The following is a 19,318-nucleotide window of genomic DNA, read 5'->3' as shown; positions in this document are numbered from 1 at the left end:
TGAAAAGAACATTAGGAGGATTTACACATGGAAATTTTCAAATATATGGAACAATATGATTATGAGCAATTGGTTTTTTGCCAAGATAAACAATCAGGTTTAAAAGCTATTATCGCTATTCATGATACAACTTTAGGTCCTGCACTTGGCGGAACGCGCATGTGGACATACGCTTCAGAAGCCGATGCTATTGAAGATGCTCTTCGTTTGGCTAAAGGCATGACTTACAAAAATGCAGCCGCAGGGTTAAACCTTGGGGGAGGAAAAACAGTCATCATCGGGGATCCGCGCAAAGATAAAAATGAAGAAATGTTCCGCGCTTTCGGCCGTTACATTCAAGGACTAAATGGCCGTTATATTACGGCTGAAGATGTAGGCACTACTGTGGAAGATATGGACTTGATCCACGAAGAAACAGATTTTGTAACGGGTATTTCACCTGCTTTCGGATCTTCAGGAAACCCTTCACCTGTAACGGCATTCGGTGTATACCGCGGAATGAAAGCTGCTGCAAAAGCTGCGTTTGGAACAGATTCATTGGAAGGCAAGACTGTTGCAGTTCAAGGTGTCGGCAACGTTGCTTTCAACCTCTGCAGACATTTGCACGAAGAAGGCGCACAGCTGATTGTGACGGATATTAATAAAGAAGCAGTTCAAAGAGCTGTTGAAGCTTTCGGTGCCAAAGCAGTAAATCCTGATGAAATTTACGGAGTGGACTGCGATATTTATGCACCATGTGCGCTTGGAGCTACTATTAATGACGATACAATTCCTCAAATTAAAGCCAAGGTCATTGCAGGTGCTGCCAATAACCAGTTAAGAGAAACTCGTCATGGCGATACGATTCATGAAATGGGAATTGCATACGCACCAGACTATGTCATTAATGCAGGCGGCGTGATAAACGTAGCAGATGAGCTGCTTGGGTACAACAGCGAAAGAGCAATGAAAAAAGTAGAGGGCATTTATCAAAATATTGAACGAGTATTTGAAATTGCAAAACGAGACGGCATCCCGACATATGCGGCTGCTGATCGTCTGGCTGAAGAGCGCATCGAAAGAATGAGAAATTCACGCAGCCAGTTTCTGCAAAATGGCCAGCACATTTTAAGCCGACGCTAATAGGCAATTTTTTGAGATGAGATACGCAGACAGCGTGTAAGAACGCTGTCTGATCTTTCTCATATTTGGAGGTTTTAGAAGTTGCAAGAAAAAGAATATCGGATTCTCGTCATAAATCCCGGTTCAACCTCGACGAAAATTGGTGTATTTGATAATGAACGATCTATTTTTGAAAAAACAATCCGGCATGATGCGGATATAATAAATGCCTTTAACAGCATCATTGATCAATATGAATTCAGGAAACAGACTATACTTGAAACGCTGGATGAAGAAGGCATTAATATCTCTAAATTAAGCGCAGTATGCGGAAGAGGCGGACTGCTCCGCCCAATAGAGGGCGGAACTTATCATGTGAATGAACAAATGCTTCACGATCTTCGCATCGGTTTTGCAGGACAGCACGCTTCAAATTTGGGAGGCATCATAGCATTTGAAATAGCCGGCGGGTTAAATATTCCTTCTTTCATTGTGGATCCGGTCGTTGTTGATGAAATGGAAACGATCGCGAAAGTATCCGGAGTTCCATCTATTGAACGAAAGAGCATTTTTCATGCATTAAACCAAAAATCCGTTGCGAGAAAAGTTGCTCAGCAGTACGGAAAAAAATACAGCGAAATGAACTTGATTGTGGCTCATATGGGCGGCGGGATAACGGTCGGAGTTCACAAGCTCGGGAAAGTAATTGATGTCAACAATGGCCTGCATGGAGATGGACCATTCAGTCCTGAACGTGCAGGGACAGTTCCTGCTGGAGATCTGGTGAATCTATGCTATTCAGGTGACTACTATCGCGAGGAAGTTATGAAAATGCTTGTCGGCAATGGCGGGCTTGTTGGTTATCTTGGCACCAATGATGGCCAGAAGGTAGAACGCATGATTGCTGAAGGAAATCAAAAGGCTAAACTGATATTTGATGCAATGGCCTATCAAATCGGCAAAGAAATAGGTGCAGCAAGCTCCGTTTTAAAAGGGAGAGTTGATGCGATTATTCTAACAGGCGGTCTTGCCTACGGGAAAAAATTCGTTAAAGAAATCTCTTCCTACATAGACTGGATCGCAGATGTGAATGTATTTCCAGGTGAAAATGAACTTCAGGCATTAACGGAAGGAGCTCTTCGCGTTCTCAGAGGTGAAGAAGAGGTGAAAGAATATCCAAATAAAAAAGTGAACTCTAAGATCTACAACCAGATTTAATAGAGAGGAGCATCAGTATGGCAACAGATTATGATCTCGTCATTGTAGGCGGGGGAACAGGCGGATATGTAGCTGCAATTCGCGCAAGCCAGCTTGGCTTAAAAACAGCCATTGTTGAAAAAGGAAAACTTGGAGGCACTTGTCTTCATGCGGGATGTATTCCAAGCAAAGCATTGCTCAGAAGTGCAGAAGTATTTGCAACTGCAAAAAGAAGCGAAGAGTTTGGCGTTATTACTTCAGGAGTTGAGCTTGATTTCACGAAGGTTCAGGAACGGAAACAATCGATTATTGATACGCTTCATAAAGGCGTTCAGCATTTAATGAAGCAAGGGAAAATTGATGTTTATGAAGGAACTGGCCGTATTTTGGGTCCTTCTATTTTCTCTCCAATGCCCGGAACAATTTCTGTTGAGATGAATAACGGCGAGGAAAATGAAATGCTTATTCCTAAAAATGTGATTGTCTCTACAGGCTCAAGACCCCGCAGTCTGCCAGGTCTGGAAATTGACGGTGAGTCTGTTTTAACGTCTGATGAAGCTCTTGTGCTTGAATCGCTGCCTAAATCAATCATTATTGTAGGCGGAGGGGTAATCGGAATAGAGTGGGCTTCTATGCTGTCTGATTTTGGACTGGAAGTCACTGTACTTGAGTACGCAGATCGTATCCTGCCTACTGAAGATGCTGAAATATCGAAAGAAATGCAGCGCTTGCTTAAGAAAAAAGGAATTAACGTTGTAACAGGTGCTAAAGTGCTGTCTGAAACCCTTGAAAAAGGAAAAGCTGTTTCTATCAGTGCTGAACATAAAGGTGATGTAAAAACCTTCTCTGCTGAAAAAATTCTTGTTTCAGTCGGACGTCAGGCAAATGTTGAAGGCATCGGCATTGAAAACACAGATATTCAGCTTGAGAATGGCTTTATTAAAACGAATCAATTCATGCAGACTAAAGAATCACATATCTATGCGATTGGCGACGTTGTAGGCGGCCTTCAGCTTGCGCATGTTGCTTCACATGAGGGCATTACAGCTGTTGAGCATATTGCAGGACATACGCCTTCTGCAATTGATTATAAAAAAGTTTCCAGATGTGTATACAGTACACCTGAAATTGCAAGCGTCGGGTATACAGAAGATGAAGCGAAAAAAGCGGGTTTTGAAGTGAAAACAGGCAAATTTTCATTCCGTGCAATCGGCAAAGCGCTTGTTTTTGGGGAATCTGATGGGTTTGTCAAATTAATAGCTGATGCAAAAACAGATGATCTCCTTGGTGTTCATATGATTGGACCACATGTGACAGATATGATATCTGAAGCAGGGCTTGCTATGGTGCTTGATGCAACTCCTTGGGAAATTGGACAAACCATTCATCCTCATCCAACGCTATCTGAAGCAATAGGTGAAGCGGCACTTGCAGTTGATGGGAAAGCAATCCACTCTTAAAAGGGATCATGTCCCTTACATACTGATTTTTGAGGAGGCAAAATGATGGCTGAGAATCGTCATAAAACACTTGGTTTATCTGATCAAGATGTTCTTGAAATGTATGAAACAATGGTCATGGCGCGCAAAATCGATGAACGCATGTGGCTGTTGAACCGTTCAGGAAAAATTCCATTTGTTATTTCATGTCAGGGACAGGAAGCGGCTCAGGTTGGTGCTGCGTTTGCTCTTGACCGCAAAAAAGACTATGCACTACCTTACTACCGGGATATGGGTGTTGTTCTTGCGTTTGGCATGACTGCAAAGCAATTGATGCTTTCGGGTTTTGCAAAAGCAGAAGATCCAAACTCAGGCGGACGCCAAATGCCAGGTCACTTTGGACAAAAAGAAAACCGCATTGTTACAGGCTCATCACCGGTTACAACTCAAGTGCCTCATGCCGTTGGAATTGCTCTTGCCGGCAAAATGGAGAAGAAGGATCTTGTTACGTTTGTCACGTTCGGAGAAGGATCATCAAACCAGGGAGACTTCCATGAAGGAGCAAACTTTGCCGGAGTACATAAGCTTCCTGTCATTTTTATGTGTGAAAACAATAAATATGCAATCAGCGTTCCATACGAAAAGCAAGTTGCATGCGAAAAAATCTCAGACCGTGCGATTGGCTACGGAATGCCTGGCTATACAGTGGATGGAAATGACCCGCTTGAAGTGTACCAGGCTGTAAAAGAAGCTGCAGACAGAGGGCGCCGCGGAGAGGGCCCTACACTGATAGAAGCAATCTCATACCGTTTAACTCCTCACTCAAGTGATGACGATGACCGTTCATACCGCGGACAGGAAGAAGTCTCAGAAGCTAAGAAGAATGATCCGATCTTAAAATTTGCCGTTTATTTAAAAGAGACTGGCGTCATGACCGATGAGAAGGAAAAAGAAATTCATGACGAGATTATGAAGGTTGTAAACGAAGCAACAGATTACGCTGAAAGTGCTCCATATGCAGATGCAGAGTCTGCACTTAAATACGTATACGCAGAGTAAGGGGGAAGAACAATGCCAGTCATTTCTTATATAGATGCTGTCACGATGGCGATTCGTGAAGAGATGGAACGTGATCCAAAAGTTTTCGTGCTTGGGGAAGATGTAGGCAAAAAAGGCGGAGTTTTTAAAGCAACAGCTGGATTGTACGACAAGTTTGGAGAAGAGCGTGTCATTGATACTCCGCTTGCAGAATCAGCGATTGCAGGTGTAGGAATTGGCGCAGCCATGTACGGAATGAGACCAATTGCAGAAATGCAATTTGCAGACTTTATCATGCCTGCAGTCAATCAGATCGTTTCAGAGGCAGCCAAAATCCGCTATCGTTCAAACAATGATTGGAATTGCCCGATTACGATTCGTGCTCCTTATGGCGGCGGCGTACATGGTGCTCTCTATCACTCTCAATCGGTCGAAGCTTTATTTGCCAATCAGCCGGGTCTTAAAATTGTGATGCCTTCAACTCCTTATGATGTTAAAGGACTGTTAAAGGCTGCAATCAGAGACAATGATCCAGTTCTGTTCTTTGAGCATAAAAGAGCTTACCGTCTCATCAAAGGCGAGGTTCCGGATGATGATTATGTGCTGCCGATCGGAAAAGCTGATGTAAAGCGCGAGGGTGAAGATCTTACAATTATCACTTACGGCTTGTGCGTACATTTTGCTCTCCAAGCTGCAGAAAAGCTTGCGCAAGATGGAATTTCAGCGCATATTCTTGATTTGCGCACAGTTTACCCGCTGGATAAAGAAGCGATTATTGAAGCTGCATCTAAAACAGGAAAAGTGCTTTTACTGACGGAAGATAACAAAGAAGGAAGCATCATGAGCGAAGTGTCAGCCATCATCGCTGAAAACTGCCTATTTGATTTGGATGCACCAATCATGCGTCTTGCAGGTCCTGATGTGCCGGCAATGCCATATGCTCCAACAATGGAAAAATATTTTATGATCAATCCAGATAAAGTTGAAGCGGCTATGCGGAAGCTTGCTGAATTTTAAATAAGATTTTCATTTGAGGAGGGAACAGACATGGCAGTTGAACAGATGACCATGCCCCAGCTTGGGGAAAGTGTAACGGAAGGCACCATCAGTAAATGGCTTGTATCAGTCGGTGATACAGTAAACAAATACGATCCGATTGCTGAGGTTATGACAGATAAGGTAAATGCAGAGGTTCCATCTTCATTTACAGGCGTAATCAAAGAATTGGTTGCAGATGAGGGCGATACGCTTGCTGTCGGCGAAATCATTTGTAAAGTCGAAGTCGGCGGAGGAAGCGAAGGGAATTCAGCAGAAAATGAACCCGTCACGCCGGCTTCTGAGGAAACAATAAAAGAGCAGCCTGAACAGCAAACGGATCAGTCAAATAAGAAACGATATTCTCCTGCTGTCCTGCGCTTGGCCCAGGAAAACGACATTGATCTTGAACAGGTTACCGGTTCAGGCGCCGGCGGAAGAATCACAAGAAAAGACCTGCAGCAAATCATTGAGAGCGGGAATATCCCGTCATCAGGAAACAAGGGAAATGCAGCTGTTCAAGAAGCGCCAGCTAAAGCTGAAGCAAAGCAAAATGTACCTGCAGCTGCACCTCAGAAAGCTGCACAACCAGCTGCAGCTTCTGTTTCGGCACAGCCGGGAGATATTGAAATTCCTGTTACTGGCATCCGCAAAGCGATCGCCTCTAACATGCTTCGAAGCAAGCACGAGGCACCTCATGCCTGGACGATGATTGAAGTGGATGCAACCAATCTGGTTGAATACCGCAATTCTATCAAGAATGAATTCAAGCAAAAAGAAGGATTTAATCTTACATTCTTTGCGTTTTTCGTCAAAGCTGTCGCTCAAGCACTAAAAGAATTCCCGCAAATTAATTCTATGTGGGCTGGCGAAAGCATTATTCAGAAGAAAGACATCAATATCTCTATCGCGGTTGCAACAGATGATGCTCTGTTTGTGCCGGTGATTAAGCATGCAGATGAGAAGACAATTAAAGGCATAGCCCGTGAAATTTCTGAACTTGCAGGCAAGGTCCGTGCAGGTAAATTAACTGCAGATGAAATGAAAGGCGGCACCTTTACTGTAAACAATACAGGTTCATTTGGATCTGTGCAGTCTATGGGAATCATCAACTACCCGCAGGCTGCGATTCTTCAGGTGGAATCAATCGTAAAGCGTCCTGTTGTAATGAACAACGGCATGATTGCAGTGCGGGATATGGTGAATCTGTGCATGTCGCTTGATCATCGTGTGCTTGACGGATTAGTGTGCGGCAGGTTCCTGGCCAGAGTAAAAGAAATTTTAGAGAATACGTCTAAAGACACGACTTCTGTTTATTAATAGAAAAGCCATCACATTTAGTCATGTGATGGCTTTTTTTGTTTTATGGAAGAATAAAATCAGCAGTGTATTTGTACTGCGTTCCTTATTTTTCATCTTTAGGAGCGAGCATTTGAAAATGATTATGTAAAATCGTGATGGTTTCCGGTGTTTTTGAATAAACCTCACCGTCTGTATCAACGCTCATTTCTTCTTTTGTTTCAATTTGCATGCTTCTTGCCTGATAGTGCATCAGCTGAGAATCAATATGATCCCACTCAATGTTGTCTTTCATTGTCATAACTTCTTTGATAAGAGAAAAACTGGCTTCCTTGATAATGAAAATATCGGCGAGACCGTCATCGATTTTGATATCGGGATAAGGCAGCACATTAGTGCCGATGATTTTGCCATTGGCGATCAGCACCATGATCGCTTCATCTTTAATCCAGGTATCATCAAGCTTCAGTTTGAAGTGAAAAGGCTTCATGCTTTTAATCGTTCGAAAGGCACTCAAAAAATAGCTGACTTTTCCGAACAGAGCTTTTTCGGTGTCATTAATATTTTCAGATGTTTCAGCCACAAGACCGATTCCCCAAAAGTTGAGGAAGTAACCCCTGCTTGTTTCAGCAGCGTCCGTACCCTGAATTTTGCCAGCGAACAATGCTTCAGCAGCTTTCTTTAAGTTTTGCGGAATGCCAAGCGTTCTTGAAAAGTCATTGCATGTGCCGCCTGGCAAAATGGCGATTACCGGCCTTTGAATCAGTCCTCCAAGTCCATTGATACACTCATGCACCGTGCCGTCCCCGCCAAGAATAATCACGATGTCCATGTCTTCACCGTGCTTCCTGCAGTATTTCTGTGCATCAAGAGGCTTTGAAGTCTGAAGCAGCAATAGCTGTTCCACATGCAGGGAAATAATCGGAACGCAGACGCCAAGTGTTTTTTCAGCATCTTTCTGGCCGGCATTTCCATTATAGATCAGCATGCCTTTTTTATATTTTGCCATAAAAAAACCCCTTACGAGCTTACAGAATAGTTTTAGAAATTTAGTAAATTGATAAAGAACCTTATAGTAGAGATAAGGATTCTAAACGGAAGAAGAATTAGAAATTCAATGAGGTCGGGTACACACCAGTAAAGTGTCGAACACCTAATTTCCCCTATTTTTTCCGTTTCTTTTTTTCTCCGAATTTTCTCTTCATTTTTAAATTAACCTCTCTTTATATAATTGAAACATTTATTTAATAAATACGCCTCACTAAGCTTTAAGGTTTCAAAAGTGAATTGGAATTGCTGATTTCCTAAAGGTATAATAAAATGAAATAGATTAAGTTTTTACTATTTTCAAAAATGTAAACGCATTCTTTTGCGTCAAGGGGGTGGGCTTCCTATCCGGGAAGCAGTAGGATGAAGCAAAGAATCAATCACGAAATAAATGATTTTGAAAAAGCATCCGAACAAATGTGGGTGGAAGAGGCTGAGAAAGCTTTAAAGGGGAAAAGCATTCAAAGTCTTTCAAAAAAAACATATGAAGGCATTACACTAAATCCATTATATACTGAGCACAATACGCAATTCAGCGGGGAAAAACTTGGTATGACAGCCCAGGAGAAAAATGAATGGTCTGTGAGCCAAAAGCTTCAGCGGTCAAAAACACCTGAACAGCTAAATGAAGAAATTCGGGAAGCCATGAAGCGTGGACAGGATATCATTCACTTAGAACACATTGGGTATTTAGAAACCTATCAGGATATTTGCACAGCATTTGATGGGCTTGATTTGGAACAAATAGAATTCCATCTTTCACTGCAGGGCAATATCGGATTTTTCCCATTATTTATTACTTATTTGAAAAACAAGAAATGTAGAGGCACATTCGCTTTTGATCCATATGGAGAATGGATTGGCGGAACGGATCTGCTTCCTCCAGCTAAGAAGATAGAATTGCTCGCCGAGATGATCACGATACTGGATGAGGAGAATTTGCCTAATGTAAGAGCTGTTTTATTTGATGGTGAAATGTTCCATAATTCGGGGGGATCTGCAAGAGAAGAGCTGGCATATACGTTTTCCAACTCAATTGAGCTTTTTAATGCATTAAAAGAACGCGGTTTTTCCATTGATAAACTTGCTGATAGGGTCGGCTTTTCTTTCTCAGCCGGATCTCATTTTTTTATCGAGATTGCCAAGTTCAGAGCGGCTAAAAAAATATGGGCAACCATTTTGGCAGCATTCGGGACAAGTCCCGATCGTCATCCAATCGTTTTACATGCTGCAGCATCTTCTTTTAACAAAACAAAGCATGATTTGCACGTAAATATGCTGAGAGCAACTACAGAAGCATTTTCAGCCGCTATCGGCGGAGTGAACAGCATAACAGTCGCACCTTTTGATGAAGTGCTTGGAGAAGTCAGTAAAACAGGTGACAGGATTGCAAGAAATACTCATTATATTTTAAAAGAAGAAAGTCTGCTGTCTAAAGTCGCTGACCCTGCAGGCGGCTCGTGGTACATTGAAGAGCTAACAGCAGAGCTTGCAGATCTTGCCTGGAAGGAAATTCAGTCTATCGAAACCATGGGCGGATTCGTGCAGGCAGCAAGGCAAAATTATATTCAGGACAAATTGCGTGGACTTCTAGCTCGAAGGCTGGAAGATGTCAATAAACGAAACGTACAGCTGATAGGAACGAACCATTATGCGAATTTGCAGGAGCCCGAAAGAGAAATCCAAAAAGCTGAAGCGTATATCCCTATTACAGAAGCTGTTGAGAATAATCCCGGCAAGAGATTGAAAGATTGGATGATAGAAGCAAAAACGGTTAAAGCAAGTGAAATAAATGCAGGAATATTTAGTGACAAGTCCATGGCTGAATTGAAATCTCTGACCTCAATGAGGCTTGCTGAACAATTCGAAGGATTAAGGGCTGATTCAATTAAATACAAAAGCATTTTCGGGCATTATCCGAAAGTTAATATTATGGTGCTCGGAAAGCTGCTTGACTATAAACCAAGACTTGATTTTGTTACAGGTATGCTTTCTGCAGGAGGAATAGAAGCTGTGATCTTGAAGCCTGATCAGCCTGAATGCTCTTCAGTGGACAAGCCTATAATCGTATGCGGGAAAGATGAGGCATACGAATCGTTTGATTTTACACAAGTAACCCAAGGCGCCAATGTTTACGCAGCGGGCCGCCTTAATAAAGATCAGCTTGATCAGTCCGGCATTCATGAATGCATCTATCAGGGGATGGATGTTTATGTCTTCTTGAAAAAATTGCAGTTTCAACTGGGGGTATCGTAAAATGGCTCGAATTAATTTTGCAAATGTAGAATTGATCAGCGATCGTTTTGCTGAAAAAAATCAGGAGAACGGACACGCTGCAGAACCTTTTAAATCGAATGAAGGAATTCCTTTAAAAGCTGCTTATACTTCAGAAGACAGGAAAAATATGCCTTATTTGGACAGTTATCCGGGTATTGCGCCATTTCTGAGAGGTCCTTATTCAACCATGTACGTGAACAGACCGTGGACAATCAGACAGTATGCCGGTTTTTCAACCGCAGAAGACAGCAATGCTTTCTACCGGCGGAATTTGGCAATGGGACAAAAGGGTTTATCAGTCGCTTTTGATCTCGCGACGCACAGAGGATACGATTCAGATCACCCGCGGGTCGAAGGGGATGTGGGTAAAGCAGGCGTAGCTATTGACTCCATTCTTGATATGAAAATCCTTTTTGATGAAATTCCATTGGATCAAATGTCTGTATCGATGACGATGAATGGAGCTGTCCTGCCCATTATGGCATTTTATATTGTGACAGCTGAGGAACAGGGTGTTTCAAAGGAGAAACTTGCAGGCACCATTCAAAATGACATTTTAAAGGAATATATGGTCCGGAATACATACATTTATCCTCCTGAAACATCGATGAGAATAATAGGGGATATTTTTGAATATACAGCGAAGTATATGCCAAAGTTCAACAGCATAAGTATTTCCGGGTACCATATGCAGGAAGCGGGTGCTACAGCGGATATTGAGCTCGCATATACCTTGGCCGACGGGCTTGAATATATTCGGACAGGGTTAAAAGCAGGACTTGATATTGATCAATTTGCTCCGAGACTTTCTTTTTTCTGGGCAATCGGCATGAATTATTTTATGGAAGTGGCAAAAATGAGGGCTGCCAGATTAATGTGGGCAAAAATTGTGAAGGGATTTGATCCTAAAAACCCTAAATCACTGGCCCTCAGAACGCATTCACAAACTTCAGGATGGAGTTTGACTGCACAGGATCCATTTAACAATGTTGTCAGAACATGCATTGAAGCCCATGCCGCCGTTATGGGACATACCCAGTCACTTCATACCAATGCTCTGGATGAAGCCATCGCTCTTCCAACTGATTTTTCAGCACGCATTGCCAGAAACACTCAGCTTTATTTGCAGCAGGAAACCGGAATATGTGATGTTATCGATCCATGGGGCGGTTCTTATTATGTAGAATCACTTACAAAACAGCTGATGGATAAGGCCTGGGCGCATATCGAAGAGGTTGAAAACCTTGGCGGAATGGCAAAAGCGATTGAAACAGGACTGCCTAAAATGAAAATCGAAGAAGCAGCAGCCAAGCGCCAGGCTAAAATAGATTCCGGAACGGAAACCATTATTGGCGTCAATAAATTTCAAGTGGAGGAAGAAGACCCGATTGAAATTTTAAATATTGATAACACAGAAGTAAGAAGAAAACAGATTGAGAGACTTCAGACTTTGAAGGATACACGCGATCAGGTCAAGGTGGACCAAACCCTTGAAGCGTTAACAGAAGCTGTAAGAAGCGGAGAAGGCAATCTGCTTGAGCTTGCTGTAGAGGCAGCAAGAGCTAGAGCAACCTTAGGCGAAATATCCGATTCGGTTGAGAAGGCATCCAAACGGCATCAGGCAGTGATCCGTTCCATCAGCGGTGTGTACAGCTCTGAATTTTCAAATGAAGAAGAAATCGAAAGTGTAAGAAGAATGACAGATGAATTTTCTGAGTTAGAAGGAAGAAGACCCCGCATCTTAATTGCCAAGATGGGCCAGGATGGTCATGACCGCGGAGCAAAAGTTGTGGCAACGGCATATGCAGATCTTGGTTTTGATGTGGATATCGGTCCTTTATTTCAAACACCGGCGGAAACTGCTGCACAGGCAGTTGAAAATGATGTTCATATTGTCGGCATGAGTTCTCTTGCTGCCGGCCACAAAACTCTTCTTCCTCAATTAATAAAAGAACTGAAGGCGCTCGGCAGAGAAGATATTGTCGTGATAGTCGGGGGCGTGATTCCTTATCAGGATTATGAATTTTTATTAAACAGCGGGGCATCTGCTATATTTGGACCCGGTACCGTTATTCCGAATGCAGCAAAAGTGATGCTTGAGAAGATCTACGAAAGACTTGGCTATGAGGATGCAGAAAAATGACAGGAAGTCCTCAAAAGCGTAAAAAAGCGGGAAGCATTGAAAAGAGTGCAGAGCAGTATATTGAGGGTGTGCAAAATGGCGACAGAGTGGCTGTTGCGCAGGCTATCACTCTAGTGGAAAGCAACGCCGAAAAACATTTTGAAAAAGCGCAGCAAATGATTGAAGAGCTTCAGCAAAAAGAGACCTCTTCCATAAGAATTGGGATAACAGGGGTTCCGGGTGCAGGAAAGAGCACGTTCATTGATGCTTTCGGGACGTATTTGTGCAGTCTCGGACATAAAGTTGCAGTGCTTGCTGTCGACCCGAGCAGCCAGGTTTCAAAAGGAAGTATATTGGGTGATAAAACGAGAATGGAGAGGCTCTCCCGTAATCCTGATGCTTTTATCAGACCTTCTCCATCAAGCGGAACACTTGGAGGGGTAACGAGAAAAACAAGGGAATCCATTATTGTCTGCGAGGCGGCAGGGTACGATGTGATTCTCGTTGAAACGGTGGGTGTCGGGCAGGGGGAGTTTGCAATAAGGGGCATGGTCGATTTTTTCCTCTTATTAGTATTGACCGGTGCCGGAGACGAGCTGCAGACAATGAAAAAAGGAATTATGGAACTTCCCGATCTCGTGGTTGTCAACAAAGCAGATGGAGATAACCTTAAAAATGCAAAAAAAGCTGAACAAGAGTACAATCATATTCTTCATTTTCTAAAATCCTATACACAAGGATGGGAAACTAAAGCAGTGACCGCTTCTGCCCTTTATGAAACAGGAATACGCGAAATATGGGAGACAATAACCGTTTTCGCAAATGAAACGAAAGAAAACGGAACATTTGAAGGCAGAAGGAAACTTCAGCAGAAGGAATGGCTCTATGAAATGATTCAGGAACAGCTGAAGCATCACTTTTTTCAGCATAGCTATATAAAAGGCAATATGCTGAACTATGAAAAAGACGTGGTGGAAGGAAAGCGGCCGGTTTCAGGCAGTGTGAAAGAGCTGATTTCTGCTTTTTTAAGCAGATAAGCGGTTTTTCTGCCGAAGCTTTGGTGGCGGAGCCTTATCTGTCTGCCTGCGCTATACATGCAGTTCCGCATTTCGGTGGTCATTTACCGCAAATCTTGGTAAAATGTATTTATTGTAAGCAAAGGAGAGATTATGACGTGAATATCGATTTTAATATGTTTATGAATGATGTAGTCGCACAGGCAAGAAAAGAAATCACGGCTGCAGGATATACAGAATTGACATCACCTGAAGAGGTGGAAGAAACGTTTAAAAAAGAGGGAACAACCCTTGTGATGGTCAACTCGGTTTGCGGCTGTGCAGGCGGTATTGCAAGACCTGCAGCTGCACACTCTGTTCATTATGATAAAAGACCTGACCGTCTTGTGACTGTTTTTGCAGGACAGGATAAAGAAGCAACAGCATATGCAAGAGAGCATTTCACTGGATACCCGCCTTCTTCACCATCTTTTGCCCTGTTAAAAGACGGCAAGCTTGTGGCTATGGTTGAGCGCCATGAAATTGAAGGACACGATCCAATGAGTGTTGTATCAAAGCTTCAAGAAGCGTTTGATCAGCATTGTGAAGAAATTTAAGCTGCCGTTAATACGGCAGTTTTTTTTGTGGTTTTTTTATTTCTGAAAAGTTTAACATTCTTTTCCACTATAGTAATTTTGTATAAAAATAAATAATTTATCTTTATATTGCATATTTATAAGTGTGTGTTAAAATACATTAAGTCGGATATTTATTAGTGAAAAATTGCTTGTAAAATATTATTCTATAGAAGATAATATTATTAAATTTAGAATGTTAAGAAAATAACTAGGAGGAAGAAAATGAAGAAAGTATTATTATTTATGATTTCGATCTTAGTAATTGGAGTTCTTGCTGCATGCGGATCTTCAGACAATGGATCAGGAGAAGAGAAAAAGGTATTAAAAATGGCAACATCTGCAGATTATCCTCCGTTTGAGTACATTGATACGGCAAAAGGCAGTGACATCATCGGATTTGATGTTGATCTTGCAAAAGCAATCGGAAAAGAGCTTGGCTACGAAATTAAAGTAGAAGACATGGATTTCACTGGTTTAATTCCAGCACTTCAGGCTAAGAAGGCTGATATGGTTTTAGCTGGGATGACGCCAACGGAAGAACGCAAAAAAAGCGTGGATTTCTCAGATGTATATTATACAGCTAAACATATGATTATTTCTCAAAAAGGCAGCGGCATTAAATCTGTTGAAGACTTAGAAGGCAAGACGGTTGGTGTTCAGCTTTCTTCCATCCAAGAGGGCAAAGCGGAAGAAATTGCTAAAGAAGTAAATATCAAAGTTGAAAACCGCAACAGAATTCCTGAACTTATCCAAGAAATGAAATCAGGCCGTTTCGATGCAGCAATTATTGAAGATACTGTAGCAAAAGGCTATTTTGAAAAGGATAAAGAGTTAGAAGGCATAACAATTGAAGACGGGGAAACGGAAGAAGCAGGTTCTGCGATTGCTTTCCCTAAAGACAGCAAATATACTGAAGAATTCAACAGAGTACTTCAGGAAATGAAAGAAAACGGCGAGCTGGAAAAATTAGTAGTAAAATGGTTCGGCGGAGAAGCAAAATAAGCAGAACATAAGAAAAGCGGAATTGCCCGTTTAGCGCAGATATGACAGATAATAATCCTGCAGAAAAGTCCGTGTTTGGCTTTTTTGCGGGATTTGTTCTGGCTGAGGCGCTGGGGCGATTGAGCCAGGGCAACATTGCTCAAAATTTTTTCTATAAATAAATGTTCAACGGAACGAATGTTGAACGTTTTTTATTTCCCTATACAGAAAGGAGTGTCATGAAAAATGAATCTGGATTTTCCGGCTATAGCGCCTTCCATACCCTTTATTCTTCAAGGGATACCTGTGACATTGAAAATTGTCGGTCTTTCTGCTTTAATTGGATTTATTCTGGCTGTCATTCTTGCTCTCATGAAGATCAGCAGAATTAAGCCGCTGATGTGGATTGCTGACGCATATACGTCCGTTTTTCGCGGCACGCCGCTCATTCTGCAATTATTAATTATTTATTATGGTGCACCGCAAATACTTGGCTTTGAGATTGATCCTTATCCTGCAGCAGTTGCAACTTTTGCCCTGAATTCAGGTGCATATATTTCTGAGGTAATCAGAGCAGGCATCATGGCAATCGATAAAGGTCAGCGCGAAGCTGCGATGGCTCTTGGTGTTCCTTATTCAAAGATGATGAAGGATATCATTTTCCCTCAGGCCATTAAAAATATTCTTCCTGCCTTAATGAACGAGTTCATTACACTGACAAAGGAATCAGCTATTGTAACCATCATTGGAGTTCAGGATATTATGAGAAGTTCTTATATTGTCGGCGGACAAACATACCGTTATTTTGAACCGATCTTAATTGCGGGTTTAATCTATTATGTCATGGTTATCATATTAACGCTCCTTGGCAAACTCGTTGAAAGGAGAATGGCGCGCAGTGATTAAAGTAGACAAGCTTCATAAGTCATTTGGGAAATTAGAAGTGCTGAAAGGAATCACTACATCTATTGCTGAAAAAGAAGTAGTGGCGATTATTGGGCCATCGGGCTCCGGAAAATCAACCTTTCTCCGCTGTTTAAATCGTTTGGAAGACCCTACAGACGGACATGTTTGGATTAAAGATCAGGATATTACGAATCCCAAAACAGATATAAACAAAGTACGTCAAAATGTTGGCATGGTCTTTCAGCATTTTCATCTTTTTCCTCACAAAACCGTTCTTGAAAACCTAACATACGCTCCATTAACTGTTAAGGGAACTTCTAAAAAGGAAGCAGAAGCACAAGGGCACGAGCTTTTAAAGAAAGTTGGTCTTGCTGAAAAAGCTCAAGTATATCCAAGCAAGTTATCAGGCGGACAAAAGCAGAGGGTTGCCATTGCCAGAGCACTTGCGATGAACCCGGAGGTTATGTTGTTTGATGAACCGACCTCTGCTCTTGACCCAGAGATGGTCAAGGAAGTGTTAGAGGTTATGAAAAATCTGGCTTTCTCAGGTATGACAATGGCAATTGTTACCCATGAAATGGGATTTGCAAGAGAAGTAGCAGACAGAGTCCTCTTTCTGGATGAGGGCATTTTAGTTGAAGATGCACCGCCTAAGGAATTTTTTACAAATCCTAAAACGAAACGTGCTCAAATTTTCCTTGAAAAAATGCTATAATCCTAAAGTAAAAGATGATCATGATGATCATCTTTTTCTTTTTGGCGCTTTCTAATGATTTAGACCTATTCATTTATAGATATCGAATTCAAAAGAAACGCCTTTTCATTAACTGCTCAAAAAAGAATCTTCAGCAGCGAACATGTAAATTATTCAAAAAATCATTCTTCTTTTGGTTACACTAATAAACAGAATGATGAAGCAAGGGGAAAGCAAATGTTTAAAATCGGATACCGCACACTTAAAACAGCATTGGGAGCAGCGTTTGCCATCAGTCTGGCACAGCTGTTTCAGCTTGATAATTTTGCCTCAGCCGGAATCTTAACGATTCTCTGTATTCAGGTAACAAAGAAAAAATCATTGCAGACTTCCTGGGCTAGATTTTTTGCCTGTTTAATTGCCATTCTTTTTTCTTTTGTTTTCTTTGAAGGAATTGGGTATTATCCTTTTGTCATCGGACTTCTTCTATTATTCTTTATCCCTGTGACTGTGATTGTTCATGCAAAAGAAGGGATTGTAACTAGTTCCGTCATCATTTTGCACTTATACACATCCTCACATATTACGTTCAGCCTTGTTTTGAATGAAATCGCACTTATCTCCACTGGAATAGGGGTGGCCCTGATTATGAACCTTTATATGCCAAGTGTTGATAAAAAGCTGAAGGAATATCAGCTGAAAATTGAAGATAATCTTTCAAAAATCTTTCTGGAGATCGAGGAATATTTACTTTCAAACGATAGTTCATGGGACGGTAAAGAAATAACGGAGACCGCTCAATTAATTAATGAAGCAAAAACTCTGGCATTCAGAGATGTGGAAAACCACTTTATGAGGCATGAAAATCTTTACTACCACTATTTCAAGATGAGGGAAAAACAATTTGAAATTATTGAACGTGTTCTCCCAATTATTACTTCTATTAATGTGACCGTTGATCAGGCGCAAATTATCGCTGAATTTATTCAGGAAGTAAGAGAAGCGATACATCCTGGAAATACGGCACACAAGTTTTTAGTCAAGCTGCATCATATGAGAAAAAGCTTTGAAGAGATGCCGCTTCCTGAAACACGCGAAGAATTTGAAGCAAGAGCTGCTCTCTTGCACTTTGTGCGGGAGATGGAGCAGTATCTTGTTTTAAAAAGTCAGTTTAAAGGCATAATTGCAGAGCATGAATTTCGCCCTTCCCGTGCAACATAAAGAAAAAAGGGTGATTCATAATGAAGCCATTGCTTCTATTCATCATGTTCCTTTCTCCGCTTTGGCCGCTTGGAGAAAATCCATCTGTCGGCGATCCATATGTCATTATCAATAAGGAGACAAACGAACTTGCATTTATTGATAATGGTCAGGTAGTGAAAGTATTTGACGTTGCTACAGGCAAGAATGAAGAGCTTACACCCGAAGGGGAATTCACCATCACCGTGAAAGCGGCAGATCCGTATTACCGAAAAAAGAACATTCCGGGCGGTGACCCTAAAAATCCGCTCGGCACCAGGTGGATTGGATTCGACGCGGAAGGTTCAGATGGCAGAACGTACGGCATTCACGGAACGAATAATGAAGATTCAATTGGCTCCTTTGTTACACAGGGATGTGTGCGCATGTACAATGAGGAAGTAGAAATTCTGTTTGAACATATTCCAATTGGAACAAAAGTATTTATAACAAAAAACGACAAGCCGTTTGAAGAAATTGCTGCAGAAAAAGGAGCAATGAAAAAAGGTGATTCCTGACCTGAGGGAATCACCTTTTTTGTTTTTTAAATGCCGGTCATATGCCGATTACGATTTTTCACGATGCCAGGCCAGAGCTAAACGGGCAAAGCCGCTTTTCTATTAAAACCACATACTCATTCCAGCAAGTAAAGTTGTGGCAATCATTACGGCAAGCATCAGATAAATAACCACTTTTTGAAATCTTTTAGACATAATTTTCACTCCTATATAGGATTCTATTTATATTTTAACGTGAATAAATGGGCTGGACAAGGGATGAGATATGAACAAAATTGCACATTTTAGTCGAAGCAGCAGGAATTTTGACAGCAAATAAAGAAGTAAGTCATGTTCATAGGAGTTAAGCGTTTTCATCAAGAGGAGGGGAAAAGATGATTAAAAAGGTAGATCACATAGGGGTAGCTGTTCGTTCGATTTCCGACGTGCTTCCGTTTTATGAGGAAACTCTCGGTTTAGAGCTTCAAGGCATTGAGCATGTAGAAGAGCAAAAGGTGAAGGTCGCTTTTTTGAAAATAGGCGATACGAAAATTGAATTACTTGAGCCCGCTTCTGAGGACAGTGCTGTAGCCAAATTTATTGAAAAACGGGGAGAAGGCATACATCATTTGGCTCTGGGAGTGGATGATATAAAGAAAAGGATTGAAGAATTGAGGGTTAATGGAGTGAAAATGATTGATGAAACTCCAAGGAACGGTGCAGGCGGCGCTGCCATTGCCTTTTTGCATCCGAAATCTGCAAACGGAGTATTAGTGGAACTATGTGAAAAGAGAGAGGGTACAGTTCTATGAG

The 19,318-nt window shown here is 41.7% G+C and carries 18 protein-coding genes; 16 read left to right on the top strand and 2 right to left on the bottom strand.

Going from position 1 to position 19,318, the window contains the following annotated elements; translation table 11 throughout:
* Nucleotides 1–27 precede the first annotated feature (27 nt).
* The 6 genes from bcd to QLQ22_RS17375 all read left to right on the top strand — a co-directional run bounded on the left by bcd (nt 28) and on the right by QLQ22_RS17375 (nt 7,130).
* The gene (gene bcd / locus QLQ22_RS17400; RefSeq protein WP_252207174.1) at nt 28–1,122 is read left to right on the top strand and encodes a branched-chain amino acid dehydrogenase; all 1,095 of its coding nucleotides are present in this window, start codon (nt 28–30) and stop codon (nt 1,120–1,122) included.
* A gap of 81 nt (nt 1,123–1,203) precedes the next feature.
* Nucleotides 1,204–2,319, top strand: coding sequence for a butyrate kinase (buk, locus tag QLQ22_RS17395; protein WP_284015267.1), 1,116 nt, complete (start codon nt 1,204–1,206; stop codon nt 2,317–2,319).
* 17 nt (nt 2,320–2,336) lie between these two features.
* Entirely contained in the window at nt 2,337–3,758 is a 1,422-nt protein-coding gene (gene lpdA / locus QLQ22_RS17390; RefSeq protein ID WP_223436568.1) for a dihydrolipoyl dehydrogenase, read from the top strand.
* Between the two features lie 45 nt (nt 3,759–3,803).
* On the top strand, nt 3,804–4,796 hold the full coding sequence (locus tag QLQ22_RS17385) for a thiamine pyrophosphate-dependent dehydrogenase E1 component subunit alpha (RefSeq protein WP_223436567.1): 993 nt from the start codon (nt 3,804–3,806) through the stop codon (nt 4,794–4,796).
* Between the two features lie 12 nt (nt 4,797–4,808).
* Nucleotides 4,809–5,792, top strand: a complete 984-nt coding sequence (locus QLQ22_RS17380) for an alpha-ketoacid dehydrogenase subunit beta (RefSeq protein WP_223436565.1) — start codon at nt 4,809–4,811, stop codon at nt 5,790–5,792.
* Between the two features lie 30 nt (nt 5,793–5,822).
* Nucleotides 5,823–7,130, top strand: a complete 1,308-nt coding sequence (locus QLQ22_RS17375; protein ID WP_284015266.1) for a dihydrolipoamide acetyltransferase family protein — start codon at nt 5,823–5,825, stop codon at nt 7,128–7,130.
* Nucleotides 7,131–7,215: 85 nt separating this feature from the next.
* Here the strand turns inward: QLQ22_RS17375 and QLQ22_RS17370 are convergent, their stop codons facing one another.
* Nucleotides 7,216–8,118: a diacylglycerol/lipid kinase family protein gene (locus QLQ22_RS17370; protein ID WP_284015265.1), complete on the bottom strand. Its 903-nt coding sequence runs from the start codon at nt 8,116–8,118 to the stop codon at nt 7,216–7,218.
* A gap of 401 nt (nt 8,119–8,519) precedes the next feature.
* On the opposite strand from QLQ22_RS17370, the gene QLQ22_RS17365 reads away from it, so the two are divergent.
* The 9 genes from QLQ22_RS17365 to QLQ22_RS17325 all read left to right on the top strand — a co-directional run bounded on the left by QLQ22_RS17365 (nt 8,520) and on the right by QLQ22_RS17325 (nt 18,526).
* Complete coding sequence (locus QLQ22_RS17365; RefSeq protein WP_284015264.1) at nt 8,520–10,412, top strand: methylmalonyl-CoA mutase family protein; 1,893 nt, start codon at nt 8,520–8,522, stop codon at nt 10,410–10,412.
* A gap of 1 nt (nt 10,413) precedes the next feature.
* A complete protein-coding gene (scpA, locus tag QLQ22_RS17360) occupies nt 10,414–12,576 on the top strand; it encodes a methylmalonyl-CoA mutase (protein WP_252207171.1) in 2,163 nt (720 codons plus the stop codon).
* The gene (meaB, locus tag QLQ22_RS17355) at nt 12,573–13,592 is read left to right on the top strand and encodes a methylmalonyl Co-A mutase-associated GTPase MeaB (RefSeq protein WP_223436556.1); all 1,020 of its coding nucleotides are present in this window, start codon (nt 12,573–12,575) and stop codon (nt 13,590–13,592) included. The genes scpA and meaB overlap by 4 nt, the downstream gene beginning before the upstream one ends.
* 137 nt (nt 13,593–13,729) lie before the next feature.
* Nucleotides 13,730–14,167: a BrxA/BrxB family bacilliredoxin gene (locus tag QLQ22_RS17350; RefSeq protein ID WP_223436554.1), complete on the top strand. Its 438-nt coding sequence runs from the start codon at nt 13,730–13,732 to the stop codon at nt 14,165–14,167.
* A 243-nt stretch (nt 14,168–14,410) separates the two neighbouring features.
* Nucleotides 14,411–15,190, top strand: coding sequence for a transporter substrate-binding domain-containing protein (locus QLQ22_RS17345; RefSeq protein ID WP_284015263.1), 780 nt, complete (start codon nt 14,411–14,413; stop codon nt 15,188–15,190).
* Between the two features lie 225 nt (nt 15,191–15,415).
* Nucleotides 15,416–16,075 carry an amino acid ABC transporter permease gene (locus QLQ22_RS17340; RefSeq protein WP_223436550.1) on the top strand — a complete coding sequence of 220 codons (660 nt, stop codon included), beginning with the start codon at nt 15,416–15,418 and terminating at the stop codon, nt 16,073–16,075.
* Nucleotides 16,068–16,790, top strand: coding sequence for an amino acid ABC transporter ATP-binding protein (locus QLQ22_RS17335; protein ID WP_223436548.1), 723 nt, complete (start codon nt 16,068–16,070; stop codon nt 16,788–16,790). Before QLQ22_RS17340 ends, QLQ22_RS17335 begins: the two co-directional genes overlap by 8 nt.
* Nucleotides 16,791–17,006: 216 nt before the next feature.
* Nucleotides 17,007–17,990 carry an aromatic acid exporter family protein gene (locus tag QLQ22_RS17330; RefSeq protein ID WP_223436546.1) on the top strand — a complete coding sequence of 328 codons (984 nt, stop codon included), beginning with the start codon at nt 17,007–17,009 and terminating at the stop codon, nt 17,988–17,990.
* Between the two features lie 20 nt (nt 17,991–18,010).
* Nucleotides 18,011–18,526, top strand: a complete 516-nt coding sequence (locus QLQ22_RS17325; RefSeq protein ID WP_284015262.1) for a L,D-transpeptidase — start codon at nt 18,011–18,013, stop codon at nt 18,524–18,526.
* 102 nt (nt 18,527–18,628) lie between these two features.
* Here QLQ22_RS17325 and prli42 read toward each other — a convergent pair whose 3' ends face one another.
* Entirely contained in the window at nt 18,629–18,721 is a 93-nt protein-coding gene (gene prli42 / locus QLQ22_RS17320; RefSeq protein WP_307432596.1) for a stressosome-associated protein Prli42, read from the bottom strand.
* 179 nt (nt 18,722–18,900) lie between these two features.
* On the opposite strand from prli42, the gene mce reads away from it, so the two are divergent.
* On the top strand, nt 18,901–19,317 hold the full coding sequence (gene mce / locus QLQ22_RS17315) for a methylmalonyl-CoA epimerase (protein WP_284015261.1): 417 nt from the start codon (nt 18,901–18,903) through the stop codon (nt 19,315–19,317).
* Nucleotide 19,318: the final 1 nt, after the last annotated feature.

This window comes from Metabacillus hrfriensis, assembly GCF_030127205.1.
In the GTDB taxonomy this organism is placed as follows: Bacteria; Bacillota; Bacilli; order Bacillales; family Bacillaceae; genus Bacillus_P; species Bacillus_P dongyingensis.
Note: the sequence above shows the minus strand (reverse complement) of the source record. Positions and strands in the feature narration are given on the sequence as shown.